Here is a 20,596-nt window from a genome sequence, read left to right on the forward strand (position 1 = left end):
TTCCAGAAGCTCCCGAATCGGGGCCTCCCGCAGCGTTCGTGACACCCGACCAGGAAAAACCGAAGCCGGAAAGCTCACTGCGCGAGGCCGTTGAATCTTTGATTGAAGATCCCGAAAACGCGGTGAAAATCGGCACCGCACCCAAGGAGTACGTGCGCACTTACCATGATGGCGCCTATTACGGCACGCGCGTACTCGTTGGGTTCCTCAATTAAGCGACGGGTATCGCCTCTGATCGTCCATAAGGGTGGATATGTGACGCGCAGGAAAACCGGGTGGGGTGAGCAGAAGTTGATCGTAGGTCGACTCTCTCTCGCCCCCGAACGGAGAAGTCCAATGACCTGCTCCTTTCCACCGATCCCGGCGGCCAGACCCGTGATCGGTGAAGCCGAGATCGCTGCGGCCGTACGCGTTCTGCGTAGTGGCCGTGTCGTCCAGGGCCCAGAAGTGGCCGCGTTCGAAGAGGAGTTCTCCGAGTTGGTCGCCGGACGCGCCTGCGTAGCGGTCAACTCCGGAACCTCCGCCCTGCAGCTGAGCCTCATGGCCCTGGGCATCGGACCGGGAGACGAGGTCGTGGTGCCCTCGTTCTCGTTCGCGGCGAGCGCCAACGCAGTACGCCTGGTGGGCGCCGATCCCGTCTTCGCCGACATCACGCCCGGCACCTACTGCCTCGACCCGCTCGCCGCGTCAGCGATGATCGGTCCGCGCACCGCGGCCATCATGCCGGTGCATCTGTACGGGCACCCCGCGCCCATGGACCAGCTGATGGAGCTTGCCGCACGCCACGGGCTCGCCGTACTGGAGGACGCCTGCCAGGCGCACGGAGCCACGCTGCACGGGCGCCCCGTCGGCAGCTTCGGTGAGGCAGGATGCTTCAGCTTCTATCCGACGAAAAACATGCACGCTCTCGAGGGCGGCATCATTTCGACGGGCGATCCGCACCTCGCCCGTACCCTTCGGCTTTTGCGGAACCAAGGCATGGAGCAGCGGTACGAGAACGAGATCGTCGGGGCCAACATGCGGATGACCGACGTCGCGGCGGCCGTCGGCCGTGAGCAGCTGAAGCAGCTACCGGCCTGGACGGAGCAGCGGAGAGCCAACGCCAAGGTACTCGACTCCCACATCGAGGGACTGTCTGTTCCGCATGAGGCGGACGGCGCGCGGCACGTCTACCACCAGTACACGGTCCGCATCCCGGGCGGTCTCCGGGATTCCGTGCAGCAGGACTTGGCGCGACAGGGCATCGGCAGCACGGTGTACTACCCGACCCCGATCCACCGACTCAGGCCCTATCAGGGCCAGGGCAGGCCGTCCCTCCCCGAGACCGATCGGGCGGCTGCCGAGGTTCTGTCCCTCCCGGTTCACCCGACCCTGGCGCAGGCCGAGCTGGAGCGGATCGCACAGGCCGTGAGCGATGCCGGAGGAGTACGGTGAGCCGGCGCACCCTGCGGGCCGGGCTCATCGGTCTTGGAGCCATGGGACACAACCACGCCCGGGTGCTGTCGTCGCTTGACGGTGTCGAGCTGGTGGGCGTCATGGACCCGGCAGGCGATTGTACGGGGGCCAGCCGGAACACCCCGGTCGTCGCCACCCTGCCCGAGCTGCTCGCGCTTGGACTCGACTACGCGGTGGTCGCCTGTCCCACGGCGTTGCACGAGGAGGTCGGCCTGGTCTTGGCCGAGAACGGCGTGCCCGCGCTGATCGAGAAGCCGCTCGCCCACTCGGCGACGGCCGCACAACGGCTGGTCGACGCCTTCGACAGAGCCGGATTGGTCGCCGGTGTCGGACACATCGAGCGGTTCAACCCGGCACTGCAGAGCCTGCGTTCCCGCCTCGAGGCGGGAGAACTCGGGGAGGTCTTCCAAGTGGTCACGCGCCGCCAGGGGCCCTTCCCGCACCGCATCGCCGACGTCGGGGTCGTCAAGGACCTGGCAACCCACGACATCGACCTCACCAGTTGGGTCACCGGCCACCCTTACGTCTCGGTCTCGGCGCGCACGGTGTCCAAGAGCGGCCGCCCCCATGAGGACATGGTCTCCGTGGTCGGCGACCTCAGCGACGGCACCCTGGTCAGCCACCTCGTCAACTGGCTCAGCCCCCACAAGGAGCGCTACACGGCGGTGACCGGCGAGCGTGGCTGCCTCGTCGCCGACACTCTCACGGCAGACCTGACCTTCCACGCCAACGGAGCGGTGACCACCGAGTGGGAGGCCCTGCGCGCCTTCCGCGGCGTAGCCGAGGGCGACATGGTCCGCTACGCCATCCCCAAGCGCGAGCCGCTCCTCGTCGAGCACGAACGGTTCCGGGATGCCGTGGAGGGCAAAGCGACGGACATCGTCACTCTCGATCAGGGGCTGAGGACGGTCAAGGTGGCGGAGGCGGTCCTCGACTCGGCACGGAGGAAGGCGTCCGTGAGCCTGCGCCGCCCGCGCACGCCGGCGGCGCCACTCGTAAAACCACGACACGCCGAGTGACCGGCAGGAGGTGCGGTGCACACGAGGGGGTGGTGCGCCGCGTAGCACCGTGTGATCGAGCGGAGGGAAAGGACTCCGCCCCGCGCCTGTCGTAGCGGGCGGGGGAGGCTGACGGCAGCCTGACCTGGAGGAATGCCGGGAAGGGCGGCAAGCAGTCGTGACGAATCCGGGCCGGTCAAGTATCGCCGGATGGGCCAGGCCCGGTGAGCGAGACGGGAAGGCCTGTATCCGCCGCAGAACTTCTGGGTGAGCCAGCAGGTCGTCGCGCCCATGCCCGCACGCGAGGTGCACCGTCGCCGGCTGGATAGGCCTGTCGGCGGCCATCCTGCCGCTCATCCGTGTCCCTGTCCGGATCGCCTTCGCCGAACACGAGGCCTGGTGGCACCACGGCGATGAGGACATCAGCGACCTGACCGCGTGGCTATCCGCGGGACCACGGATCGTCGTCGACCGTCTGCCGCAGGCCGGTCACAACATCGGTCTCGGCTGGGGCGCCCGCGCCTGCCACCCGCAAGCCTCGGCGTTCGCCGAGGAGTACCTCGCCCACGGGCGGTAGTCAGCGCCCACGCCGACGCCGGACGGGAAGACAAGCACGCGAAGTCTCCGGTGGAGACGGTTCGCTTGGTCGAAAACCTATCTACCAGGGGCTTGGTCTGTTGGTCAGGTCAACTGGCTGCTCAGGGAGCTGAGGTTGAAAGGGCTCAGAGAGCCGTACCTGGAGCAGTCTGTGCTCGTTGCTCAGCACATGAACCAAAGCGGGAAGGTGCCGTTTCCGCGGGTGCGGATCGCGCCCGGTGCGCAGGTCGACGAGTCAGCCGTGCTGAGCCCTGGTACCACCGTGTGGGAACTCGCGCAGATTCGCGAGGAAGCCGTGCTCGGCTGTGACTGCGTCGTGGGCCGGGGTGTCTACGTGGGACCTGGGGTGAAGATCGGCCACAGGGTCAAGATTCAGAACCATGCGCTGGTGTACGAGCCCGCCGAGCTGGCCGACGGCGTCTTCGTCGGGCCTGCGGTCGTCCTCACGAACGACCGCAATCCTCGCGCCGTCGACGCGGATGGACGTCTGAAACGCGCCGGCGACTGGCAGGCGGTCGGCGTCCGGGTCGCTGAGGGCGCGTCACTCGGCGCGCGCTCAGTGTGTGTGGCTCCGGTCAGCATCGGCCGCTGGGCAATGGTCGCCGCAGGGGCCGTCGTCACCAAGGATGTGCCGGATTTCGCCCTCGTCGCCGGTGTCCCTGCCCACCAGATCGGGTGGGTGGGACGAGCCGGCGAGCGTCTGCGCGCACTGCCGGATCGGGTCGGGTTCTGGGAGTGCCCGAGTAATGGGACTCTCCACGCAGAAAAAGACGGAATTCTTACGGAGCTTTCAGCTCAATACCGAGAAAAGTCGAGCCCGTGAAGGTCATGAGCGTAGTGGGGGCGCGCCCCCAGTTCGTCAAGCTTGCCGCAGTCGCCGCAGCGTTCGGCAACATGGAGCACGATCATACGATCGTGCACACCGGCCAGCACTACGACGCCGATCTGTCCGACGTCTTCTTCACCGGCCTCTCCATCCCTGAGCCCCATGTGCACCTGGGCGTGGGCTCAGGCACCCACGGCGTGCAGACCGGTACCATCCTGGCGGCCCTCGATCCCGTCATCGCCGCCGCACACCCCGAATGGGTGCTGGTTTACGGAGACACCAACTCAACTCTTGCCGGCGCCCTTTCCGCGGCCAAACAGCACATCCCCGTTGCCCATCTGGAAGCGGGCCTGCGCTCTTTCAACCGGCGGATGCCCGAGGAGCACAACCGCGTCCTCACCGACCACGCCGCCGATCTGCTGCTCGCACCCACCGAGGAGGCGGTGCACCACCTGGCAGCCGAGGGCCTGGCCGACCGTGCGGTCCTGACCGGGGACGTGATGGTCGATGTCTGCCTGCGCATCAGGGACAAGGTGCTGAGAGATAAGGCCACCGCCGTGCTTCCGGCCTTCCTCAACCCTCAGGAGCCCTACCTCTTCGCCACCTTGCACCGGGCCGAGAACACGGATCATCCCGATCGCCTGGCCGCTCTCGTGGACGCCCTGGCCAGTCTGCCGGTTCCCGTCGCCTTGGCCGCCCATCCCCGGTTGCTCGCACGTGCCGAGGACTTCGGCATCAAGCTCGACCACGGCTCCCTCCACATCAGCCGCCCCCTTCCCTACGCCGAGCTGATCCGCACCGTGCTCGGCTCGCGCGGCGTGATCACCGACTCGGGAGGACTCCAGAAGGAGGCGTTCCTGCTGGAGCGCGTCTGCACGACACTCCGGACGGAGACGGAATGGCCTGAAACGCTCCGGGGCGGCTGGAACACACTCGTGCCGGATCCGCGTGAACTGGGCTCCCGGGCATGGCCCGACATCGTCCTGCGCCCTGCGCCCAAGAGCTCACGCGGCATGCCGTATGGCGACGGCAAAGCAGCACCCCGCGTGGTGCGGGCGCTGGAAGATCACATGAGTGGATCTCAGGCCCGCTGAGCTGTCGGCGACGGCGCACCAAGCACGATCACCTCGGCCCCGGCCCATCGATCGGGGTCGGTGATCCGCCGCCCGTCGACCACGACGCGCACCTGCGGGAACTGGTCGGAGCCGAGCTCCCGGTACTCGCCGTGGTCGGCTTGGACGACGGCGGCGGTGGCGGTCTGGCCGTTGTGCGGCGGCAGGCCGAGTGCGCTCAGCTCATCGGCCCTGTACAGCGGGTCGGACACGTACGGCTCGGCGCCCCGCGACCGCAGCGCCTCCACGACGGGGAACACCCCGGAGAACGCGGTCTCCTTGACGCCGCCCCGATAGGCGGCGCCCAATACCAGCACACCAGCGCCGGTGAGGTCGCCGTACACCTCCGCAAGCCGCCGTACCGCGTACTCGGGCATCGAGGCATTGGTCGCACGGGCCTCTCGTACGACCGTCGCGTCCGAGTCGTTCCACAGGTACATCCGCGGATAGACGGGAATGCAGTGACCGCCTACGGCGATGCCGGGCCGGTGGATACGGCTGTAGGGCTGCGAGTTGCAGGCGTCGATCACCAGGTCCACGTCGATGCCGATGCGGTCCGCGAACCGTGCGAACTGGTTCGCCAGCCCGATGTTCACGTCACGGTAGGTCGTCTCGGCCAGCTTCGCGAACTCCGCGGCCTCTGCCGAGCCGAGGTCCCAGACACCGTTGGGGCGAGGCAGCTCGTCGCGTACGTCGAAGTCGAGGAGGGACTCGTAGAACTCGACACCTCGGCGCGCGGAGGCCGCGTCGATGCCGCCGAGCAGCTTGGGGTAGCGGCGCAGGTCGGCGAATACGCGCCCGGTCAGCACCCGTTCGGGGCTGAAGACGAGAGCGAAGTCCCGGCCCGCGGTCAGGCCGCTGCCCTGTTCGAGCATGGGCGCCCAGCGCCCCCGCGTGGTACCGACGGGCAGTGTCGTCTCGTACGACACGAGTGTGCCGGGCCGCAGCCCGCGTGCCACGGCCTGCGTCGCTGTGTCCATCCAGCCGAAGTCGGGTGTGCCCCCGGCGTCGACGTATACCGGAACGACCAGGACTACCGCCTCGGCCTGCATGACCGCCGCGGTCGTGTCGGTGGTGGCCAGCAGCCGCCCCTCCGCGACGACGCTCTTCAGCCTCTCAGCGAGTCCGGCCTCGCCGGGGAACGGCTCAACGCCCTCATTGACCAGGTGCACGACGTGTTCGTCCACGTCGGCGCCGATGACGTGGTGGCCTTTTGCAGCGAACTGGACAGCCAGCGGCAGGCCGATCTTTCCGAGCGCCACTACACAGATCTGCACGGCTACTTTCCTCCGAGAGGCCACAAACTGCGAGGGCGACCGAGAGTCGACACGCATTAACAGAGAGTTCGCAATGCGCACCCTATATCTCTGCAGTTTCATTTCAGTGAGCCGACACAAAGGGTCGCATCATCGTCTGAGAGAAGCTATGTCGGCAGGACGCGTGAAAGATTTACCGAGGGCCGTGCCGGCCAGTTCCTCGGGGCGGGCCGGATCGCAACCGGTCCAAACCGCCCTACCCCGGAAGCCCCGGCCTCATGTGATCATTCCCGGCCGATCACGAGAACGACGGCGCCCTGCCCACGCGCCCGTCGGCATCGTCCGGGGCACTCTCCAACGCCCGGTGCCCTTCGAGATCATCCTCGACCTCGACAAGCTCACTCCTAACGGAGCAGCTGAAAGTCAGCACCAAGTCAGCACCAAGTCAGCACGGAAACACTGAAGGGGGCGGGCTCAACGGAGTCCGCCCCCTGCTGTGAACTCTTGACGGATTACCTAGCGGAGAGTAACGAATCGATCACACATTGAACCGGAACTCCACGACATCCCCGTCCTGCATCACATAGTCCTTGCCCTCCATGCGCGCCTTGCCCTTCGCGCGGGCCTCCGCCACCGAACCCGTCTCCACCAGGTCGTCGAAGGAGATGACCTCCGCCTTGATGAAGCCCTTCTGGAAGTCGGTGTGGATGACGCCGGCGGCCTCGGGGGCCGTGGCGCCCTTCTTGATGGTCCAGGCGCGGGATTCCTTGGGGCCGGCCGTCAGGTAGGTCTGGAGGCCGAGGGTGCGGAAACCGACGTGCGCGAGGGTGGCGAGGCCGGGCTCCTCCTGGCCGACGGACTGGAGGAGTTCGAGGGCCTCGTCCTCGTCGAGCTCGGCGAGGTCCGCCTCCAGCTTGGCGTTGAGGAAGATCGCCTCGGCGGGGGCGACCAGGGCGCGCTGCTCGTTCTTGAAGTCCTCGTCGACCAGCTCGTCCTCGTCGACGTTGAAGACGTAGAGGAAGGGCTTGGTCGTGAGCAGGTGCAGGTCGTGCAGGAGCTCGGTGCGCTCGCTGCCCTGGACGATGCCGTGCGCGAAGAGCGTGTCGCCCTTCTCCAGGATCTCCTTGGCCTCTTCGACGGCCTTGACCTTGGCCTGGATGTCCTTCTTGATCCGCGACTCCTTCTGGAGACGCGGCAGGACCTTCTCGATGGTCTGGAGGTCCGCGAGGATCAGCTCGGTGTTGATCGTCTCGATGTCGTCCTTGGGCGAGACCTTGCCGTCGACGTGCACGACGTTCTCGTCCTTGAAGGCGCGGATGACCTGGCAGATCGCGTCGGACTCGCGGATGTTCGCGAGGAACTTGTTGCCCAGGCCCTCACCCTCGGACGCGCCGCGCACGATGCCCGCGATGTCGACGAAGTCGACCGTGGCCGGGAGGATCCGCTCCGACTTGAAGATCTCGGCCAGCTTGCCGAGCCGCGGGTCGGGGACGCCGACGACGCCCACGTTCGGCTCGATGGTGGCGAACGGGTAGTTGGCCGCCAGCACGTCGTTCTTGGTCAGGGCGTTGAACAGGGTCGACTTGCCGACATTCGGCAGACCGACGATTCCGATCGTGAGCGACACGTTGCGACTTCCCGTGAGTGGAGAGGGCCAGGAGGCCAGGGGACCGGCCGATCCACCAGTCTACGGCGTACCCGAAACCGTCCCGGCGGCGTATCGAACGCTTGGCCAAGCCTCGATCCACGGCGTGTCTGAAGGGCTATTCGGCATATTGAACGACCTAAGTTGGTGCAGTGGAGCAATACAGGACGCGACCTGCCCAGTACGGACCGCGACGTGACCGGCCGCGATCGTCCCTGCCGCCGCAGGCGGGACGAGGAGCGGGCGGCGGGCCGGTGCGAGCAATCCGGCAGCCGGGACCGCAGCGCCGTCCCGCGGCGGCACGGCGGCCCGCCCCCGCGCCGGCACCCGCCGCGGCGAGGATGCCGAACCCCCGGCTGACCGGACTGGGCAGCGGGTTGTTCTGCGCGCTGGTGATGTTCCTGATCGGCGGGCTCTGCGCGGTGCTGTTCGGGGCGTCGCTGACGGCGTACGGGGTGCTGTTCCTGCCGGTGTGCGTGCTGACCGCCGTCTGGGTGCGCCGCGGGGATCTGATGACCGCGCCCGTCGTCGTGCCCATCGCGTTCGCCGTGGGGCTGCTGCCTGTGGCGGACGGCGACGGCGGGACCGGCGGCAAGCTGATGGGGCTGGTGACGGCGCTCGCCACGCAGGCCGGGTGGCTGTACGGCGGCACGCTCATCGCCGGACTGATCGTGATCGCCCGGCGGATCCGGCTGGTACACCGGCGGCGGGCGGCGGCCGGGGCCCGCCCGCCGGTGTGAAGCCCCAGCTCTAGTGCCCTGCCGCCCGCATCGCCGCGCCCACGATCCCCGCGTTGTTCTGCAACTGCGCCGGGACGATCTCCGCCTTGATGCCCTCGATGTGGGGCAGGAACTTCTGTGACTTGCGGCTGACGCCGCCGCCGATGATGAACAGCTCCGGCGAGAACAGCATCTCGACGTGGGCGAGGTACCTGCGCACGCGGTGCACCGCCCAGTCTTCCCACGTCATGTCGTGGTCCTCGCGGGCCTTGCTGGAGGCCCGCTTCTCCGCGTCGTGTCCGTCGAGCTCCAGGTGGCCCAGCTCGGTGTTGGGGACCAGGACGCCGTCGACGAAGACCGCGCTGCCGATGCCCGTGCCGAACGTGAGCATGATCACCGTGCCGCGGCGGCCGCGGCCGGCGCCGAAGCTCATCTCGGCGACGCCCGCCGCGTCCGCGTCGTTCACCACCGTCACCGGCAGTCCGCCCAGCCGCTCGCCGAGCAGCACGCGCGCGTCGGTGTCGATCCAGCTGTCGTCGACGTTGGCCGCCGTCCGGATCGTGGCTCCGTCGGTGACCACGCCCGGGAACGTGACCCCGACCGGGCCCTTCCAGCCGAAGTGGTCGACGACCTGCTTGACGCCGTCGGCCACCCCGTCGGGCGTGGCCGGTTGCGGCGTGAGGACCTTGTGGCGCTCCTGCGCCAGGTCGCCCTTGTCCAGGTCCACCGGGGCACCCTTGATCCCGGAACCACCGATGTCCACACCGAAGATCTGCATGGCCCTACGTTACGACGACGGACTGACAGTCACCGGCCGGACGGCGATCCCCGCCCCGCGGCTCCCCGATCACTCCCCGGAATCCTCACCGGTTCCGGCGCCGCGGCGCGCGGCGACCAGCGCCGTCGCCTCCTCGCGCAGGTCGCGGCGCAGTTCCTTGGGCAGCGAGAAGGTGATGGACTCCTCGGCCGCCTTGACGACCTCGACGTCTTCGAAGCCGCGCTGGGAGAGCCACTCCAGGACCTGCTCGACCAGGACCTCCGGGACGGAGGCGCCCGAGGTGACGCCGACCGTGGAGACACCCTCCAGCCAGGCCTCGTCGATCTCGTCGGCGAAGTCCACGAGGTACGCCTCGCGAGCGCCCGCGATCTTGGCGACCTCCACGAGCCGCTTGGAGTTGGAGGAGTTGCGGGAGCCGACAACGATGACCAGGTCCGACTCGGCGCCCATCTGCTTCACGGCCAGCTGGCGGTTCTGCGTGGCGTAGCAGATGTCGTCGCTGGGCGGGGAGATGAGCTGCGGGAACTTCTCCTTCAGGGCGTCGACGGTCTCCATGGTCTCGTCGACGGACAGCGTGGTCTGGGAGAGCCAGACGACCTTGGACGGGTCCCGGACCTCGACCTTCTGCACATCGCCCGGCCCGTCGACGAGCTGGATGTGGTCGGGGGCCTCGCCGGAGGTGCCGATGACCTCCTCGTGCCCCTCGTGGCCGATGAGGAGAATGTCGTAGTCCTCGTTGGCGAAGCGGACGGCTTCCTTGTGGACCTTGGTGACCAGCGGGCAGGTGGCGTCGATGGTGGCGAGGCGGCCGCGCTCGGCCTCCTCGTGGACGACGGGGGCCACGCCGTGCGCCGAGAACATGACGATGTTCCCCGGGGGCACCTCCTCCGTCTGCTCGACGAAGATCGCGCCCTTCTTCTCCAGGGTCTGCACGACGTACTTGTTGTGGACGATCTCGTGCCGGACGTAGACCGGAGCGCCGTACTGCTCCAGCGCTTTCTCGACGGCGATCACGGCGCGGTCGACACCCGCGCAGTAGCCACGGGGGGCGGCGAGCAGGACACGGCGGCCAGGCGAAGCAGACATGCGTCCCATCGTAAGGCCGCGTTCGGCGGGCCGAAGATCGCATCCGTGTGGAGTCCCCGGGAAGACTGGCAGGGCGCGACGTGAGGGACGGATGCGAAGGCGTCGGGCCCCCGCCTCGCCGGGCGGGTGGGCCGCTTTGTCAGCGGTGGCCACTACTCTCGCGGGCATGGCTGTGAACACGTCTCCGGAATCCCCGCTCCCCGTCGGTGAGGTGTCGCGGCTCATCGGGGGGTGGATCGACCGGCTCGGGGCGGTGTGGGTCGAGGGGCAGATCACGCAGCTGTCGCGGCGGCCGGGTGCCGGTGTGGTGTTCCTGACGCTGCGGGATCCCTCGTACGACATCTCCGTCAGCGTCACCTGCTACCGGCAGGTGTTCGACGCCGTCGCGGACGTGGTGAGCGAGGGCGCCCGGGTCGTCGTCCTGGCGAAGCCCGAGTGGTACGCCCCGCGGGGGCAGCTGTCGCTGCGGGCCGCCGAGATAAGGCCCGTCGGGGTCGGTGAGCTGCTCGCGCGCCTGGAGCAGCTGAAGAAGGCCCTCACGCGCGAGGGCCTGTTCGCGCCGGAGCGCAAGAAGCCGCTGCCCTTCCTGCCACAGCTCGTCGGGCTGGTCTGCGGACGGGCCTCGGCCGCCGAGCGGGACGTGCTGGAGAACGCCCGGCACCGCTGGCCGGCCGTGCGCTTCGAGGTGCGCAACGTGGCCGTGCAGGGCGTGCACGCCGTGCCGCAGGTCGTGCAGGCCGTGAAGGAGCTGGACGCGATCGAGGACGTGGACGTGATCATCGTCGCGCGCGGTGGCGGCAGCGTGGAGGACCTGCTGCCGTTCTCCGACGAGCAGCTGATCCGGACGGTGGCCGGGTGCCGTACGCCCGTGGTGTCCGCGATCGGGCACGAGCCCGACAACCCGCTCCTCGACCACGTCGCCGACCTGCGCGCCTCCACCCCGACCGACGCCGCGAAGAAGGTCGTGCCGGACGTCGGCGAGGAGTACGAGCGCGTGCGGCTGCTGCGCGACCGGGCGCGGCGGTGCGTGGCGGCGCTGCTGGAGCGGGAGGAGCGCGGGCTGGCCCACGCCCTGGCGCGCCCGTCGATAGAGGATCCGCACCGGATGATCGACGAGCGCGCCGACCATGTGGCGGACCTGCTCGACCGGGGCCGGCGCTGTCTGCGGCACCAGCTCGACCGGGCCGACTCGGAGCTGACGCACACGCACGCGCGCGTGGTGGCCCTCTCCCCCGCCGCGACCCTGAAGCGCGGGTACGCCGTGCTCCAGAAAGCGGACGGGCACGCCGTCCGCGACCCGGGCGAGGTGACGGCCGGTGAGGCACTGCGCGCGCGGGTCTCCGAGGGTGAGTTCTCCGTACGAGTGGACACATAGGGTGGGTGGATGACCAGCGAGGTTGATGAGACACCGGGCATGACCGAGGCGCTCGGGTACGAGCAGGCGCGGGACGAGCTGATCGAGGTCGTGCGCCGCCTGGAGGCGGGCGGTACGACGCTGGAGGAGTCCCTCGCGCTCTGGGAGCGCGGCGAGGAGCTGGCCAAGGTGTGCCGGCGCTGGCTGGACGGGGCGCGGGCGCGGCTGGACGCGGCGCTGGCGGAGGAGACCTCGGACGAGGCGGACGCGGAGTAGCGAAGCGGACGCGGAGCAGCACGGCGGTTCACTGTGAGGTGGGACACGGCACCCCAGATTTGGTTGAACGTTGAACTTCACTGCCGTACGGTCGGAGACATCCGACGTACCCGCTCGAGAAGGTTCAGAAGGTTCATCCATGTCTCTCGCCCTTGACCCCGCCGCGCAGGACCTGCTGTTCCGCGAGGCCCGCACCGCCAACACCTTCACCGACGAGCCGGTGACCGACGAGCAGGTGCAGGCGATCTACGACCTGGTCAAGTACGGCCCGACCGCCTTCAACCAGACCCCGCTGCGCATCACCCTGGTCCGCTCCCCCGAGGCCCGCGAGCGCCTGGTGCGGCACATGGCCGAGGGCAACCAGCCCAAGACGGCCGCCGCCCCGCTGGTCGCGATCCTCTCCGCGGACAACGAGTTCCACGAGGAGCTGCCGCACCTCTTCCCGGCCATGCCGCAGGTGAAGGACCTCTTCTTCGCCGAGCGCCCGGTCCGCGAGAACGCCGCCACGCTGAACGCCGCCCTCCAGGCCGCGTACTTCATCGTCGGCGTCCGCGCCGCCGGTCTCGCCGCCGGCCCGATGACCGGCTTCGACTTCGAGGGCGTGCGCAAGGAGTTCCTGGACGACGACCACACCCCGCTGATGGTCGTCAACATCGGCCGGCCGGGCCCGGACGCCTGGTACCCGCGCTCCCCGCGCCTGGAGTTCGACCAGGTCGTCACGACCGTCTGACCGACGGACACGAGAAAGGCCCCCGGCACACGCCGGGGGCCTTCTCCATGCGCACTCCGCGCGAACGGACTCTCACTCCGTCGCGTACGCAGTGTCACTCCGTCTTCAGCGCGTCCGCCATCTTCGTCAGCTGCGCGAACGACGCGGTGCCCGTCACGACCGTCGTCGAGCCCTTGGTGCCTTCGAGGACCAGCGCGTCGTACCGGCCGCCCTCGTAGCGGGTCCAGGTCCGGCCGTCGATCTTCTCGGTCTTCCCGGTCTCCCGCGCGCCCTGGGTCGCCTCGTCGACGAAGACGGGGCGCCGCTGAGTGGACTGCTCGACGGCCACGTACTCCCCCTCGGGGTCGTGGAAACCGAGGTGCCAGGCGTCGAACTCGTCGCCCTGGAAGCGGACGGAGGTGGCCTTCCACGTGTCGGGCAGGCCCTGGGGCGCGGCCACGGGGTACGAGGCGGCGCGGCGTGCCGTGAGCAGCTCGACCCGGTAGTCGACGCGCTTGAGGTCGGGCGCGCTGTCGTCGTGCGGGATGAAGAGGTATATGACGCCCGCCACGAGGACGATGACTCCCAGGGAGAGGATCATGTCCCGCGCCGTCTTCTGCTTGCCGTTCGTGCCTGCCACGCCCCTATCGTCGCAGGTCTCTGGTGCGCTCATCCGTGGGGGCCCCTGCTCATTTTGCGGTCTCGGCGATAGAGTCGGGCGACAACACCCTCATCCGGCCGTCGTCGTACAGAAAGGTGCGCTCCGATGACCGAGAATCATCACTTGCCGTCCGAACTCGATGTGCCCTCCGAGGCCCCCGACCGCAACCTCGCCCTGGAGCTGGTCCGGGTGACCGAGGCAGCGGCGATGGCCGCGGGCCGTTGGGTCGGGCGGGGTGACAAGAACGGCGCCGACGGTGCCGCGGTGCGCGCCATGCGGACCCTCGTCTCCACCGTCTCGATGAACGGCGTCGTCGTCATCGGCGAGGGCGAGAAGGACGAGGCCCCGATGCTCTTCAACGGGGAGCGCGTGGGCGACGGGACGGGGCCCGAGTGCGACATCGCCGTCGACCCGATCGACGGCACCACGCTGACCGCGAAGGGCATGACCAACGCGATCGCGGTGCTGGCCGCCGCCGAGCGCGGGTCCATGTTCGACCCGTCCGCCGTCTTCTACATGGACAAGCTCGTCACCGGGCCCGAGGCCGCCGACTTCGTCGACATCAACGCGCCGGTGTCGGTGAACATCCGCCGGGTCGCCAAGGCCAAGCGGTCGGCGCCCGAGGACGTGACGGTGGTGATCCTCGACCGGCCGCGGCACGAGGGCATCATCAACGAGATCCGGGAGACCGGTGCGCGCATCAGGCTGATCTCCGACGGCGACGTGGCCGGCTCCATCCTGGCGCTGCGGGAGGGCACCGGGGTGGATCTGCTGCTCGGCATCGGCGGTACGCCGGAGGGCATCATCTCCGCCTGTGCGGTGAAGTGCCTGGGCGGCACGATCCAGGGCAAGCTGTGGCCCAAGGACGACGAGGAGCGGCAGCGGGCGATCGACGCGGGGCACGATCTCGACCGGGTGCTGACGACGGAGGACCTGGTCACCGGGGAGAACGTGTTCTTCGTGGCGACCGGGATCACCGACGGGGAGCTGCTGCGGGGAGTTCGCTACCGGGCCGAGACCGCCACGACCGACTCGATCGTGATGCGGTCGCGCTCGGGGACGGTGCGCAGGATCGATTCCGAGCACCGTCTGAGCAAGCTGCGGGCCTACAGCGCGATCGACTTCGACAAGGGGAAGTAGCGCGGAGAGGGGTGGGGCTCGGGCAGCTCACTCCGCGACGAAAGGGCGCCCCCGGTGCGGTGGGGGCGCCCTTTCTCGTCGTGCGTGCCGGTCAGCCTGCCGCGGCTATCGTGCTCGCCGAGCGGGCCGCCTTCTTCAGTTCCAGGTCGCGGCGGCGGCGCCGGGCCAGGACCACGCGGCGTTCCGCGGCGGTGAGACCGCCCCAGACGCCGTAGGGCTCGGGCTGGAGGAGGGCGTGCTCGCGGCATTCGACCATCACCGGGCAGCGGGCGCAGACCCGCTTCGCCGCCTCCTCCCGGGAGAGCCGGGCGGCCGTGGGCTCCTTGGAGGGGGCGAAGAACAGGCCCGCCTCGTCGCGCCGGCACACCGCCTCGGTGTGCCACGGGGCGTCTTGGTCCCTGTCTCGCGCTGGCACCCGCGGGGCCGGAACGGCAGCTACCAGGGACGAATGCGGCGGTTGCAGCACGGTCTACTCCTGACGACGGCTTCGCGAGCGAGAGACGATGCAGCAAGGCCTACCCGCTGTGCGCGCGCCTATGCACTGAGTTCCGAAGCGCTGGCTTCGCCCCCGTTCTCGGGTTCCGTCGGGCGGCGTCACCGGTGGACCGATTTGCTCCGGATCCCGGTGGATTCGCAACCGTCAATGGTTCAGGTGTTTGCGCAAACCCTTGTCGACCTTGCGCTGTACCCGGTCGAGGATGTCCGCGACGACCTTGCCGCGCCGGGGCCGCGCCTCGACGCTGCCCAGGACGGCCCAGCCGTCGACGTAGACGATCGGGGCCTCCGGTTCGCCCGAGTCGAGCGTGTCCACCTCGAAGCTGCCGAGCACGCCGCCGCCCATGCCGCGCAGTGACACGTTCTCCGGGACGCGGATCTCGACGCTGCCGAAGATCGAGAACGACTTGATCATGACCTGTTGGTGGTCGAAGAGCGCCTCGCTGAGGTCGATCTCGACACTGCCGAAGATCGCGTACGCGTGGATACGGCGGCCTGCGCGCCAGCGACCCTTGCGGACGGCACCGCTGAAGATCGCGACCACGTTGTCGTCCGGGTCGATCGGGATGGCGCCGACGGTGGGGCGGTGCGGGGCCGGTGACGGGCCGGGGCCCTGACGGTGGGCGGCGGGCAAGTCCCTTATGAAACCGCCCAGTTCGCCGACCGTCTTGGCGCGCAGCACCCCTTCGACGCGCTCGGCGTGCTCGTCCGCGGTGAGACGGCCCTCGGCGAGGGCGTCGCGCAGGATGTCGGCGATGCGGTCGCGCTCGGCGTCGGAGGCGCGGAGCTCGGAGACGGCGGGCGCGGTCTGCTTCTGAAGGTCCACGGCAGCAGCGTACCGAAACACGATAGATCGCGACACCCCCCACGACGCCCCGCGCCGCGGCCGAGTGTGGCGAACTGAGCCTTACCTCACAGGCTCGCTGTCGGAGGCAGGTTCTACGCTGGTTGGCGCTCGCCAAAGGAGGCGGGCCGCCGTCCGTCGAGTGAGGAATGGGCTGAGATGCCTGAGTTCGCGTACACCGATCTACTCCCCCAGGGAGAGGACACCACGCCGTACCGGCTGGTGACCTCCGAGGGTGTCTCCACGGTCGAGGGGCCGGACGGGCGGACCTTCCTCAAGGTGGAGCCGGAGGCGCTGCGCAAGCTCGCCGAGGAGGCCATCCACGACATCCAGCACTACCTGCGCCCGGCCCACCTCGCGCAGCTGCGCCGCATCATCGACGACCCCGAGGCGTCCGGCAACGACAAGTTCGTGGCGCTGGACCTGCTGAAGAACGCGAACATCGCGGCGGCGGGCGTGCTGCCGATGTGCCAGGACACGGGCACGGCGATCGTGATGGGCAAGCGCGGTCAGAACGTGCTGACGGAAGGCCGCGACGAGGAAGCCCTGTCCCGCGGCATCTACGACGCCTACCAGAACCTCAACCTGCGCTACTCGCAGATGGCTCCGCTCACCATGTGGGAGGAGAAGAACACCGGTTCCAACCTTCCCGCGCAGATCGAGCTGTACGCGACCGACGGCGGCGCCTACAAGTTCCTGTTCATGGCGAAGGGCGGTGGCTCGGCCAACAAGTCGTTCCTGTACCAGGAGACGAAGGCCGTCCTGAACGAGTCCTCCATGATGAAGTTCCTGGAGGAGAAGATCCGTTCGCTGGGTACGGCGGCCTGCCCGCCGTACCACCTGGCGATCGTGGTCGGCGGTACGAGCGCCGAGTACGCACTGAAGACCGCGAAGTACGCGTCCGCGCACTACCTGGACGAGATCCCGGCCGAAGGGTCCGAGCTCGGGCACGGCTTCCGGGACAAGGAGCTGGAGCAGAAGGTCTTCGAGCTGACGCAGAAGATCGGGATCGGGGCGCAGTTCGGCGGGAAGTACTTCTGCCACGACGTGCGTGTGGTGCGGCTGCCGCGGCACGGGGCGTCCTGCCCGGTCGCCATCGCGGTGTCCTGCTCCGCCGACCGTCAGGCCGTCGCGAAGATCACGGCCGAGGGCGTCTTCCTGGAGCAGCTGGAGACGGACCCGGCGCGGTTCCTGCCGGAGACGACGGACGCGCAGCTGGAGGACGAGGGCGACGTCGTCAAGATCGACCTGAACCAGCCGATGGAGACGATCCTGGCGGAGCTCACCAAGTACCCGGTGAAGACCCGGCTCTCCCTCACCGGTCCGCTCGTCGTCGCCCGTGACATCGCGCACGCCAAGATCAAGGAGCGGCTGGACGCGGGCGAGGAGATGCCGCAGTACCTGAAGGACCACCCGGTGTACTACGCCGGTCCGGCCAAGACGCCCGAGGGGTACGCCTCCGGTTCCTTCGGTCCGACGACGGCGGGCCGTATGGACTCCTACGTCGAGCAGTTCCAGGCGGCAGGCGGGTCCAAGGTGATGCTGGCGAAGGGCAACCGCAGCAAGCAGGTCACGGACGCGTGCGCGTCGCACGGCGGCTTCTACCTCGGCTCCATCGGCGGGCCGGCGGCCCGTCTCGCCCAGGACTGCATCAAGAAGGTCGAGGTCGTCGAGTACGAGGAACTCGGCATGGAGGCCGTCTGGAAGATCGAGGTCGAGGACTTCCCGGCGTTCATCGTCGTCGACGACAAGGGCAACGACTTCTTCACTTCGCGGGAACCTGAGCAGCCGACGTTCACCAACATCCCGGTGCGGGGGCCGGGGCTGGCGTAGTGCCCGGGGTGCGGCGGGGGTGGTTTTCGCCCCCGCCGCCCCTACCCGTCCCATCCCCAAGGGCTCCGCCCCTTCGAGGCCGGCAGGGGGATCCGCCCCCTGGGCCCCCGGCCATCGCCCACCCACCGCCCGATACGGTCGGACACGAGGCCCGGACACCGGCCAAGAGGCCCGGGCACCGGCGGGGACTGCGTCCCCTGCACCCCTCAGGGGTCTCGGGCCTCGGCCTCTCATAGGGCCTCGGATACTCGCCCCTCTCATGGCCCCGGGCGCCCGGCCTCCGGCCCCCTCACGAGTTTTCAGGCCCCACCGCTCATGGGCCTCGGGCCCCGCCCCCCCGCGTTCATTCAGGCCCCGCCCCCTCATAGGCCTTCAGCGCCCCGCCCCCGCCCTTCTTCAGGCCGCTCCCCCTCACGGGCCTCGAATCCGCGCCCCCCTCATGAACCTCAGGCCCCGGCTCCCTCACATGCTTCACGCCCTCATTCGCCCCACCCAGGAACATCACCGCCCCCTCGATCGCTATAGCCGGTATGAGCGACGAATACCGCATCGAGCACGACTCCATGGGCGAAGTACGTGTCCCGGCCGACGCCAAGTGGCGGGCTCAGACGCAGCGTGCTGTCGAGAACTTCCCGATTTCCGGACAGCGGATCGAGCGGGCGCACATCGAGGCCCTCGCCCGGATCAAGGGCGCCGCGGCGAAGGTGAACGCGCGGCTCGAGGTGCTCGACGAGGATGTCGCCGGGGCGATCCAGGAGGCCGCCGGCGAGGTCGCGGAGGGTAAGTGGGACGCGCACTTCCCCGTCGACGTGTTCCAGACCGGGTCCGGGACCTCGTCCAACATGAACACCAACGAGGTCATCGCCACCCTCGCGACCGAGCGGCTGGGCAAGAGCGTTCACCCGAACGACCACGTCAACGCCTCCCAGTCGTCCAACGACGTGTTCCCGTCCTCGATCCACATCGCCGCCACCGCCGCCGTCACCCGTGACCTGATTCCCGCCCTGGACCACCTCGCCGCCTCCCTGGAGCGCAAGGCCGAGGAGTTCTCCGATGTCGTGAAGTCGGGGCGGACCCACCTCATGGACGCCACGCCCGTGACTCTGGGTCAGGAGTTCGGCGGGTACGCCGCACAGGTGCGGTACGGGATCGAGCGGCTGGAGGCGTCCCTCCCCCGGCTCGCCGAACTGCCCCTCGGCGGTACGGCCGTCGGCACCGGTATCAACACCCCGCCCGGTTTCTCCGCCGCCGTGATCGAGGAGGTCGCCCGTACGACCGGGCTGTCCCTCACCGAGGCCCGGGACCACTTCGAGGCGCAGGGCGCACGGGACGGCATCGTCGAGACCAGCGGGCAGCTGCGGACCATCGCGGTCGGGCTGACGAAGATCGCCAACGACCTGCGGTGGATGTCCTCCGGTCCGCGCACCGGCCTCGCCGAGATCGCCCTGCCCGACCTCCAGCCCGGCTCCTCGATCATGCCGGGCAAGGTGAATCCCGTCATTCCGGAGGCCGTGCTCATGGTGTGCGCGCAGGTCGTCGGCAATGACGCCACCGTCGCCACCGCCGGCGCCGCCGGGAACTTCGAGCTCAACGTCATGCTGCCCGTCATCGCGAAGAACGTGCTGGAGTCCGTGCGGCTGCTCGCAGGCGCCACGCGGCTGCTCGCCGACCGGACCGTCGACGGCATCACGGCCAACCGCGAGCGGGCGCGGGAGTACGCCGAGTCCTCGCCCTCCGTCGTCACACCGCTCAACAAGTACATCGGCTACGAGGAGGCCGCCAAGGTCGCCAAGAAGGCGCTGGCCGAGCGGAAGACCATCCGTCAGGTCGTCCTCGACAGCGGGTATGTGGAGCGCGGGGACCTGACCCTGGAACAGCTCGACGAGGCGCTGGATGTCCTGCGGATGACGCACCCGTGACAGTTCACGGAGCGAGGCGCCCGGCGCGTGAACCGTGACACGCGCCGCAGCATCGCATGCCTATGGCACCTAATATCTGTGCATGGCAGACGCTGGAGCGGTGAGACGCGTGGAAACGGGTGGTGCGGCGGGCTTCTGGGAGCCCGGGAGCGGGATCCTGTGGCGGTACCGGGAGAACGGCGGCGCGCGCTTCCACATCGCGCGCCCCGTCACCGTCGTACGGGACGACGCGGAGTTGCTCGCCGTGTGGCTGGCGCCCGGCACGGAGTGTGTGCGGCCCGTGCTCGCCGACGGCACCCCCGTGCACCTGGAGCCGCTGGAGTCCCGCTACACCAAGCCGAGGACCGTGCAGCGCGACCGCTGGTTCGGCACGGGCGTGCTGAAGCTGGCCCGGCCCGGCGAGCCCTGGTCGGTGTGGCTGTTCTGGGAGCCGGGCTGGCGGTTCAAGAACTGGTACGTGAACCTGGAGGAACCGCTGGCCCGTTGGGAGGGCGGTGTGGACTCCGTCGACCATTTCCTGGACATCTCCGTGCACCCGGACCGCACTTGGCACTGGCGCGACGAGGACGAGTTCGCCCAGGCTCTGCGGGACGGGCTGATGGACGACCAGCAGGCCGAAAAGGTACGGGCCGCCGGTCACGCCGCCGTGGAGGTGATCCGTGCCTGGGGGCCGCCGTTCTCGGAAGGCTGGCAGCACTGGCGCCCGGATCCGTCCTGGACGGTACCGTCACTGCCGGAGGACTGGGATCGTACGCCCGCGCATGTGTCCTCATGAGACCCTTGATGCGCCCCCGGGCAAGAAACGTAGGATCGTCCTCCGCAAGGGTGCGCGGCGGCAACTGACGGAGCACGCGCTGGGCTTGACCGATCGTCACCGAGGGGCGGCAGGACGT

At 69.1% G+C, this 20,596-nt stretch carries 19 protein-coding genes; 12 read left to right on the forward strand and 7 right to left on the reverse strand.

The features are described 5' to 3' along the window. Positions 1-336: 336 nt before the first annotated feature. The 4 genes from AOQ53_RS16270 (at position 337) to wecB (ending at position 4,970) form a co-directional block, all read left to right on the forward strand. Positions 337-1,434, forward strand: coding sequence for a DegT/DnrJ/EryC1/StrS family aminotransferase (locus AOQ53_RS16270; RefSeq protein ID WP_059418012.1), 1,098 nt, complete (start codon positions 337-339; stop codon positions 1,432-1,434). After that, on the forward strand, positions 1,431-2,474 hold the full coding sequence (locus AOQ53_RS16275; RefSeq protein WP_059418014.1) for a Gfo/Idh/MocA family protein: 1,044 nt from the start codon (positions 1,431-1,433) through the stop codon (positions 2,472-2,474). The genes AOQ53_RS16270 and AOQ53_RS16275 overlap by 4 nt, the downstream gene beginning before the upstream one ends. 745 nt (positions 2,475-3,219) lie before the next feature. After that, a complete protein-coding gene (locus tag AOQ53_RS16280) occupies positions 3,220-3,873 on the forward strand; it encodes an acyltransferase (RefSeq protein ID WP_174523301.1) in 654 nt (217 codons plus the stop codon). Continuing rightward, complete coding sequence (wecB, locus tag AOQ53_RS16285; RefSeq protein ID WP_059418015.1) at positions 3,870-4,970, forward strand: non-hydrolyzing UDP-N-acetylglucosamine 2-epimerase; 1,101 nt, start codon at positions 3,870-3,872, stop codon at positions 4,968-4,970. The genes AOQ53_RS16280 and wecB overlap by 4 nt, the downstream gene beginning before the upstream one ends. On the opposite strand, the gene AOQ53_RS16290 is transcribed toward wecB, so the two are convergent. Then, a complete protein-coding gene (locus AOQ53_RS16290) occupies positions 4,958-6,265 on the reverse strand; it encodes a nucleotide sugar dehydrogenase (RefSeq protein ID WP_059418017.1) in 1,308 nt (435 codons plus the stop codon). The genes wecB and AOQ53_RS16290 overlap by 13 nt on opposite strands. Before the next feature lie 517 nt (positions 6,266-6,782). Beyond that, positions 6,783-7,871 (reverse strand): redox-regulated ATPase YchF, encoded by a 1,089-nt coding sequence (ychF, locus tag AOQ53_RS16295; RefSeq protein ID WP_059418018.1) that lies wholly within the window; start codon positions 7,869-7,871, stop codon positions 6,783-6,785. 170 nt (positions 7,872-8,041) lie between these two features. Between ychF and AOQ53_RS16300 the strand changes: the two genes are divergently transcribed. Beyond that, positions 8,042-8,629: a DUF6542 domain-containing protein gene (locus AOQ53_RS16300; RefSeq protein WP_059418020.1), complete on the forward strand. Its 588-nt coding sequence runs from the start codon at positions 8,042-8,044 to the stop codon at positions 8,627-8,629. Positions 8,630-8,639: 10 nt separating this feature from the next. Here AOQ53_RS16300 and ppgK read toward each other — a convergent pair whose 3' ends face one another. Together ppgK and AOQ53_RS16310 are read right to left on the reverse strand one after the other, a co-directional pair. Continuing rightward, the gene (ppgK, locus tag AOQ53_RS16305; RefSeq protein ID WP_059418021.1) at positions 8,640-9,386 is read right to left on the reverse strand and encodes a polyphosphate--glucose phosphotransferase; all 747 of its coding nucleotides are present in this window, start codon (positions 9,384-9,386) and stop codon (positions 8,640-8,642) included. A 69-nt stretch (positions 9,387-9,455) separates the two neighbouring features. After that, positions 9,456-10,481, reverse strand: a complete 1,026-nt coding sequence (locus tag AOQ53_RS16310) for a 4-hydroxy-3-methylbut-2-enyl diphosphate reductase (protein ID WP_059418023.1) — start codon at positions 10,479-10,481, stop codon at positions 9,456-9,458. Between the two features lie 157 nt (positions 10,482-10,638). On the opposite strand from AOQ53_RS16310, the gene xseA reads away from it, so the two are divergent. The 3 genes from xseA to AOQ53_RS16325 all read left to right on the forward strand — a co-directional run bounded on the left by xseA (position 10,639) and on the right by AOQ53_RS16325 (position 12,832). Then, on the forward strand, positions 10,639-11,847 hold the full coding sequence (gene xseA, locus AOQ53_RS16315; RefSeq protein WP_059418024.1) for an exodeoxyribonuclease VII large subunit: 1,209 nt from the start codon (positions 10,639-10,641) through the stop codon (positions 11,845-11,847). 9 nt (positions 11,848-11,856) lie between these two features. After that, positions 11,857-12,102 carry an exodeoxyribonuclease VII small subunit gene (locus AOQ53_RS16320; RefSeq protein ID WP_059418026.1) on the forward strand — a complete coding sequence of 82 codons (246 nt, stop codon included), beginning with the start codon at positions 11,857-11,859 and terminating at the stop codon, positions 12,100-12,102. 139 nt (positions 12,103-12,241) lie between these two features. Next, positions 12,242-12,832: a malonic semialdehyde reductase gene (locus AOQ53_RS16325; RefSeq protein WP_020275875.1), complete on the forward strand. Its 591-nt coding sequence runs from the start codon at positions 12,242-12,244 to the stop codon at positions 12,830-12,832. Between the two features lie 94 nt (positions 12,833-12,926). Here AOQ53_RS16325 and AOQ53_RS16330 read toward each other — a convergent pair whose 3' ends face one another. Then, positions 12,927-13,451, reverse strand: coding sequence for a DUF4245 domain-containing protein (locus tag AOQ53_RS16330; RefSeq protein WP_059418028.1), 525 nt, complete (start codon positions 13,449-13,451; stop codon positions 12,927-12,929). A 126-nt stretch (positions 13,452-13,577) separates the two neighbouring features. Here AOQ53_RS16330 and glpX point away from each other — a divergent pair, with 126 nt between their 5' ends. After that, positions 13,578-14,612, forward strand: coding sequence for a class II fructose-bisphosphatase (gene glpX / locus AOQ53_RS16335; protein WP_059418031.1), 1,035 nt, complete (start codon positions 13,578-13,580; stop codon positions 14,610-14,612). A 91-nt stretch (positions 14,613-14,703) separates the two neighbouring features. Here the strand turns inward: glpX and AOQ53_RS16340 are convergent, their stop codons facing one another. Together AOQ53_RS16340 and AOQ53_RS16345 are read right to left on the reverse strand one after the other, a co-directional pair. Next, positions 14,704-15,078 (reverse strand): WhiB family transcriptional regulator, encoded by a 375-nt coding sequence (locus AOQ53_RS16340; protein ID WP_078945338.1) that lies wholly within the window; start codon positions 15,076-15,078, stop codon positions 14,704-14,706. 174 nt (positions 15,079-15,252) lie between these two features. After that, the gene (locus tag AOQ53_RS16345; protein WP_059418033.1) at positions 15,253-15,933 is read right to left on the reverse strand and encodes a DUF1707 SHOCT-like domain-containing protein; all 681 of its coding nucleotides are present in this window, start codon (positions 15,931-15,933) and stop codon (positions 15,253-15,255) included. Positions 15,934-16,110: 177 nt separating this feature from the next. On the opposite strand from AOQ53_RS16345, the gene AOQ53_RS16350 reads away from it, so the two are divergent. The 3 genes from AOQ53_RS16350 (at position 16,111) to fomD (ending at position 20,478) form a co-directional block, all read left to right on the forward strand. Continuing rightward, complete coding sequence (locus tag AOQ53_RS16350) at positions 16,111-17,784, forward strand: fumarate hydratase (protein WP_059418034.1); 1,674 nt, start codon at positions 16,111-16,113, stop codon at positions 17,782-17,784. 530 nt (positions 17,785-18,314) lie between these two features. Then, the gene (locus tag AOQ53_RS16360) at positions 18,315-19,703 is read left to right on the forward strand and encodes a class II fumarate hydratase (protein ID WP_059418036.1); all 1,389 of its coding nucleotides are present in this window, start codon (positions 18,315-18,317) and stop codon (positions 19,701-19,703) included. An 82-nt stretch (positions 19,704-19,785) separates the two neighbouring features. Continuing rightward, positions 19,786-20,478, forward strand: a complete 693-nt coding sequence (fomD, locus tag AOQ53_RS16365; RefSeq protein WP_059418038.1) for a cytidylyl-2-hydroxypropylphosphonate hydrolase — start codon at positions 19,786-19,788, stop codon at positions 20,476-20,478. The last annotated feature ends 118 nt before the right edge of the window (positions 20,479-20,596 follow it).

Origin of the sequence: Streptomyces azureus, from assembly GCF_001270025.1 — a bacterium.
Taxonomy (GTDB): Bacteria; Actinomycetota; Actinomycetes; order Streptomycetales; family Streptomycetaceae; genus Streptomyces; species Streptomyces azureus.

Coding starts and splice junctions, on each gene's coding strand:
- AOQ53_RS16270 (WP_059418012.1), top strand. CDS start 337: ATGACCTGCTCCTTTCCACCGATCCCGGCGGCCAGACCCGTGATCGGT.
- AOQ53_RS16280 (WP_174523301.1), top strand. CDS start 3,220: ATGAACCAAAGCGGGAAGGTGCCGTTTCCGCGGGTGCGGATCGCGCCC.
- ppgK (WP_059418021.1), bottom strand. CDS start 9,386: ATGCAGATCTTCGGTGTGGACATCGGTGGTTCCGGGATCAAGGGTGCC.
- AOQ53_RS16310 (WP_059418023.1), bottom strand. CDS start 10,481: ATGGGACGCATGTCTGCTTCGCCTGGCCGCCGTGTCCTGCTCGCCGCC.
- xseA (WP_059418024.1), top strand. CDS start 10,639: ATGGCTGTGAACACGTCTCCGGAATCCCCGCTCCCCGTCGGTGAGGTG.
- AOQ53_RS16320 (WP_059418026.1), top strand. CDS start 11,857: ATGACCAGCGAGGTTGATGAGACACCGGGCATGACCGAGGCGCTCGGG.
- AOQ53_RS16325 (WP_020275875.1), top strand. CDS start 12,242: ATGTCTCTCGCCCTTGACCCCGCCGCGCAGGACCTGCTGTTCCGCGAG.
- glpX (WP_059418031.1), top strand. CDS start 13,578: ATGACCGAGAATCATCACTTGCCGTCCGAACTCGATGTGCCCTCCGAG.
- AOQ53_RS16350 (WP_059418034.1), top strand. CDS start 16,111: ATGCCTGAGTTCGCGTACACCGATCTACTCCCCCAGGGAGAGGACACC.
- AOQ53_RS16360 (WP_059418036.1), top strand. CDS start 18,315: ATGAGCGACGAATACCGCATCGAGCACGACTCCATGGGCGAAGTACGT.
- fomD (WP_059418038.1), top strand. CDS start 19,786: ATGGCAGACGCTGGAGCGGTGAGACGCGTGGAAACGGGTGGTGCGGCG.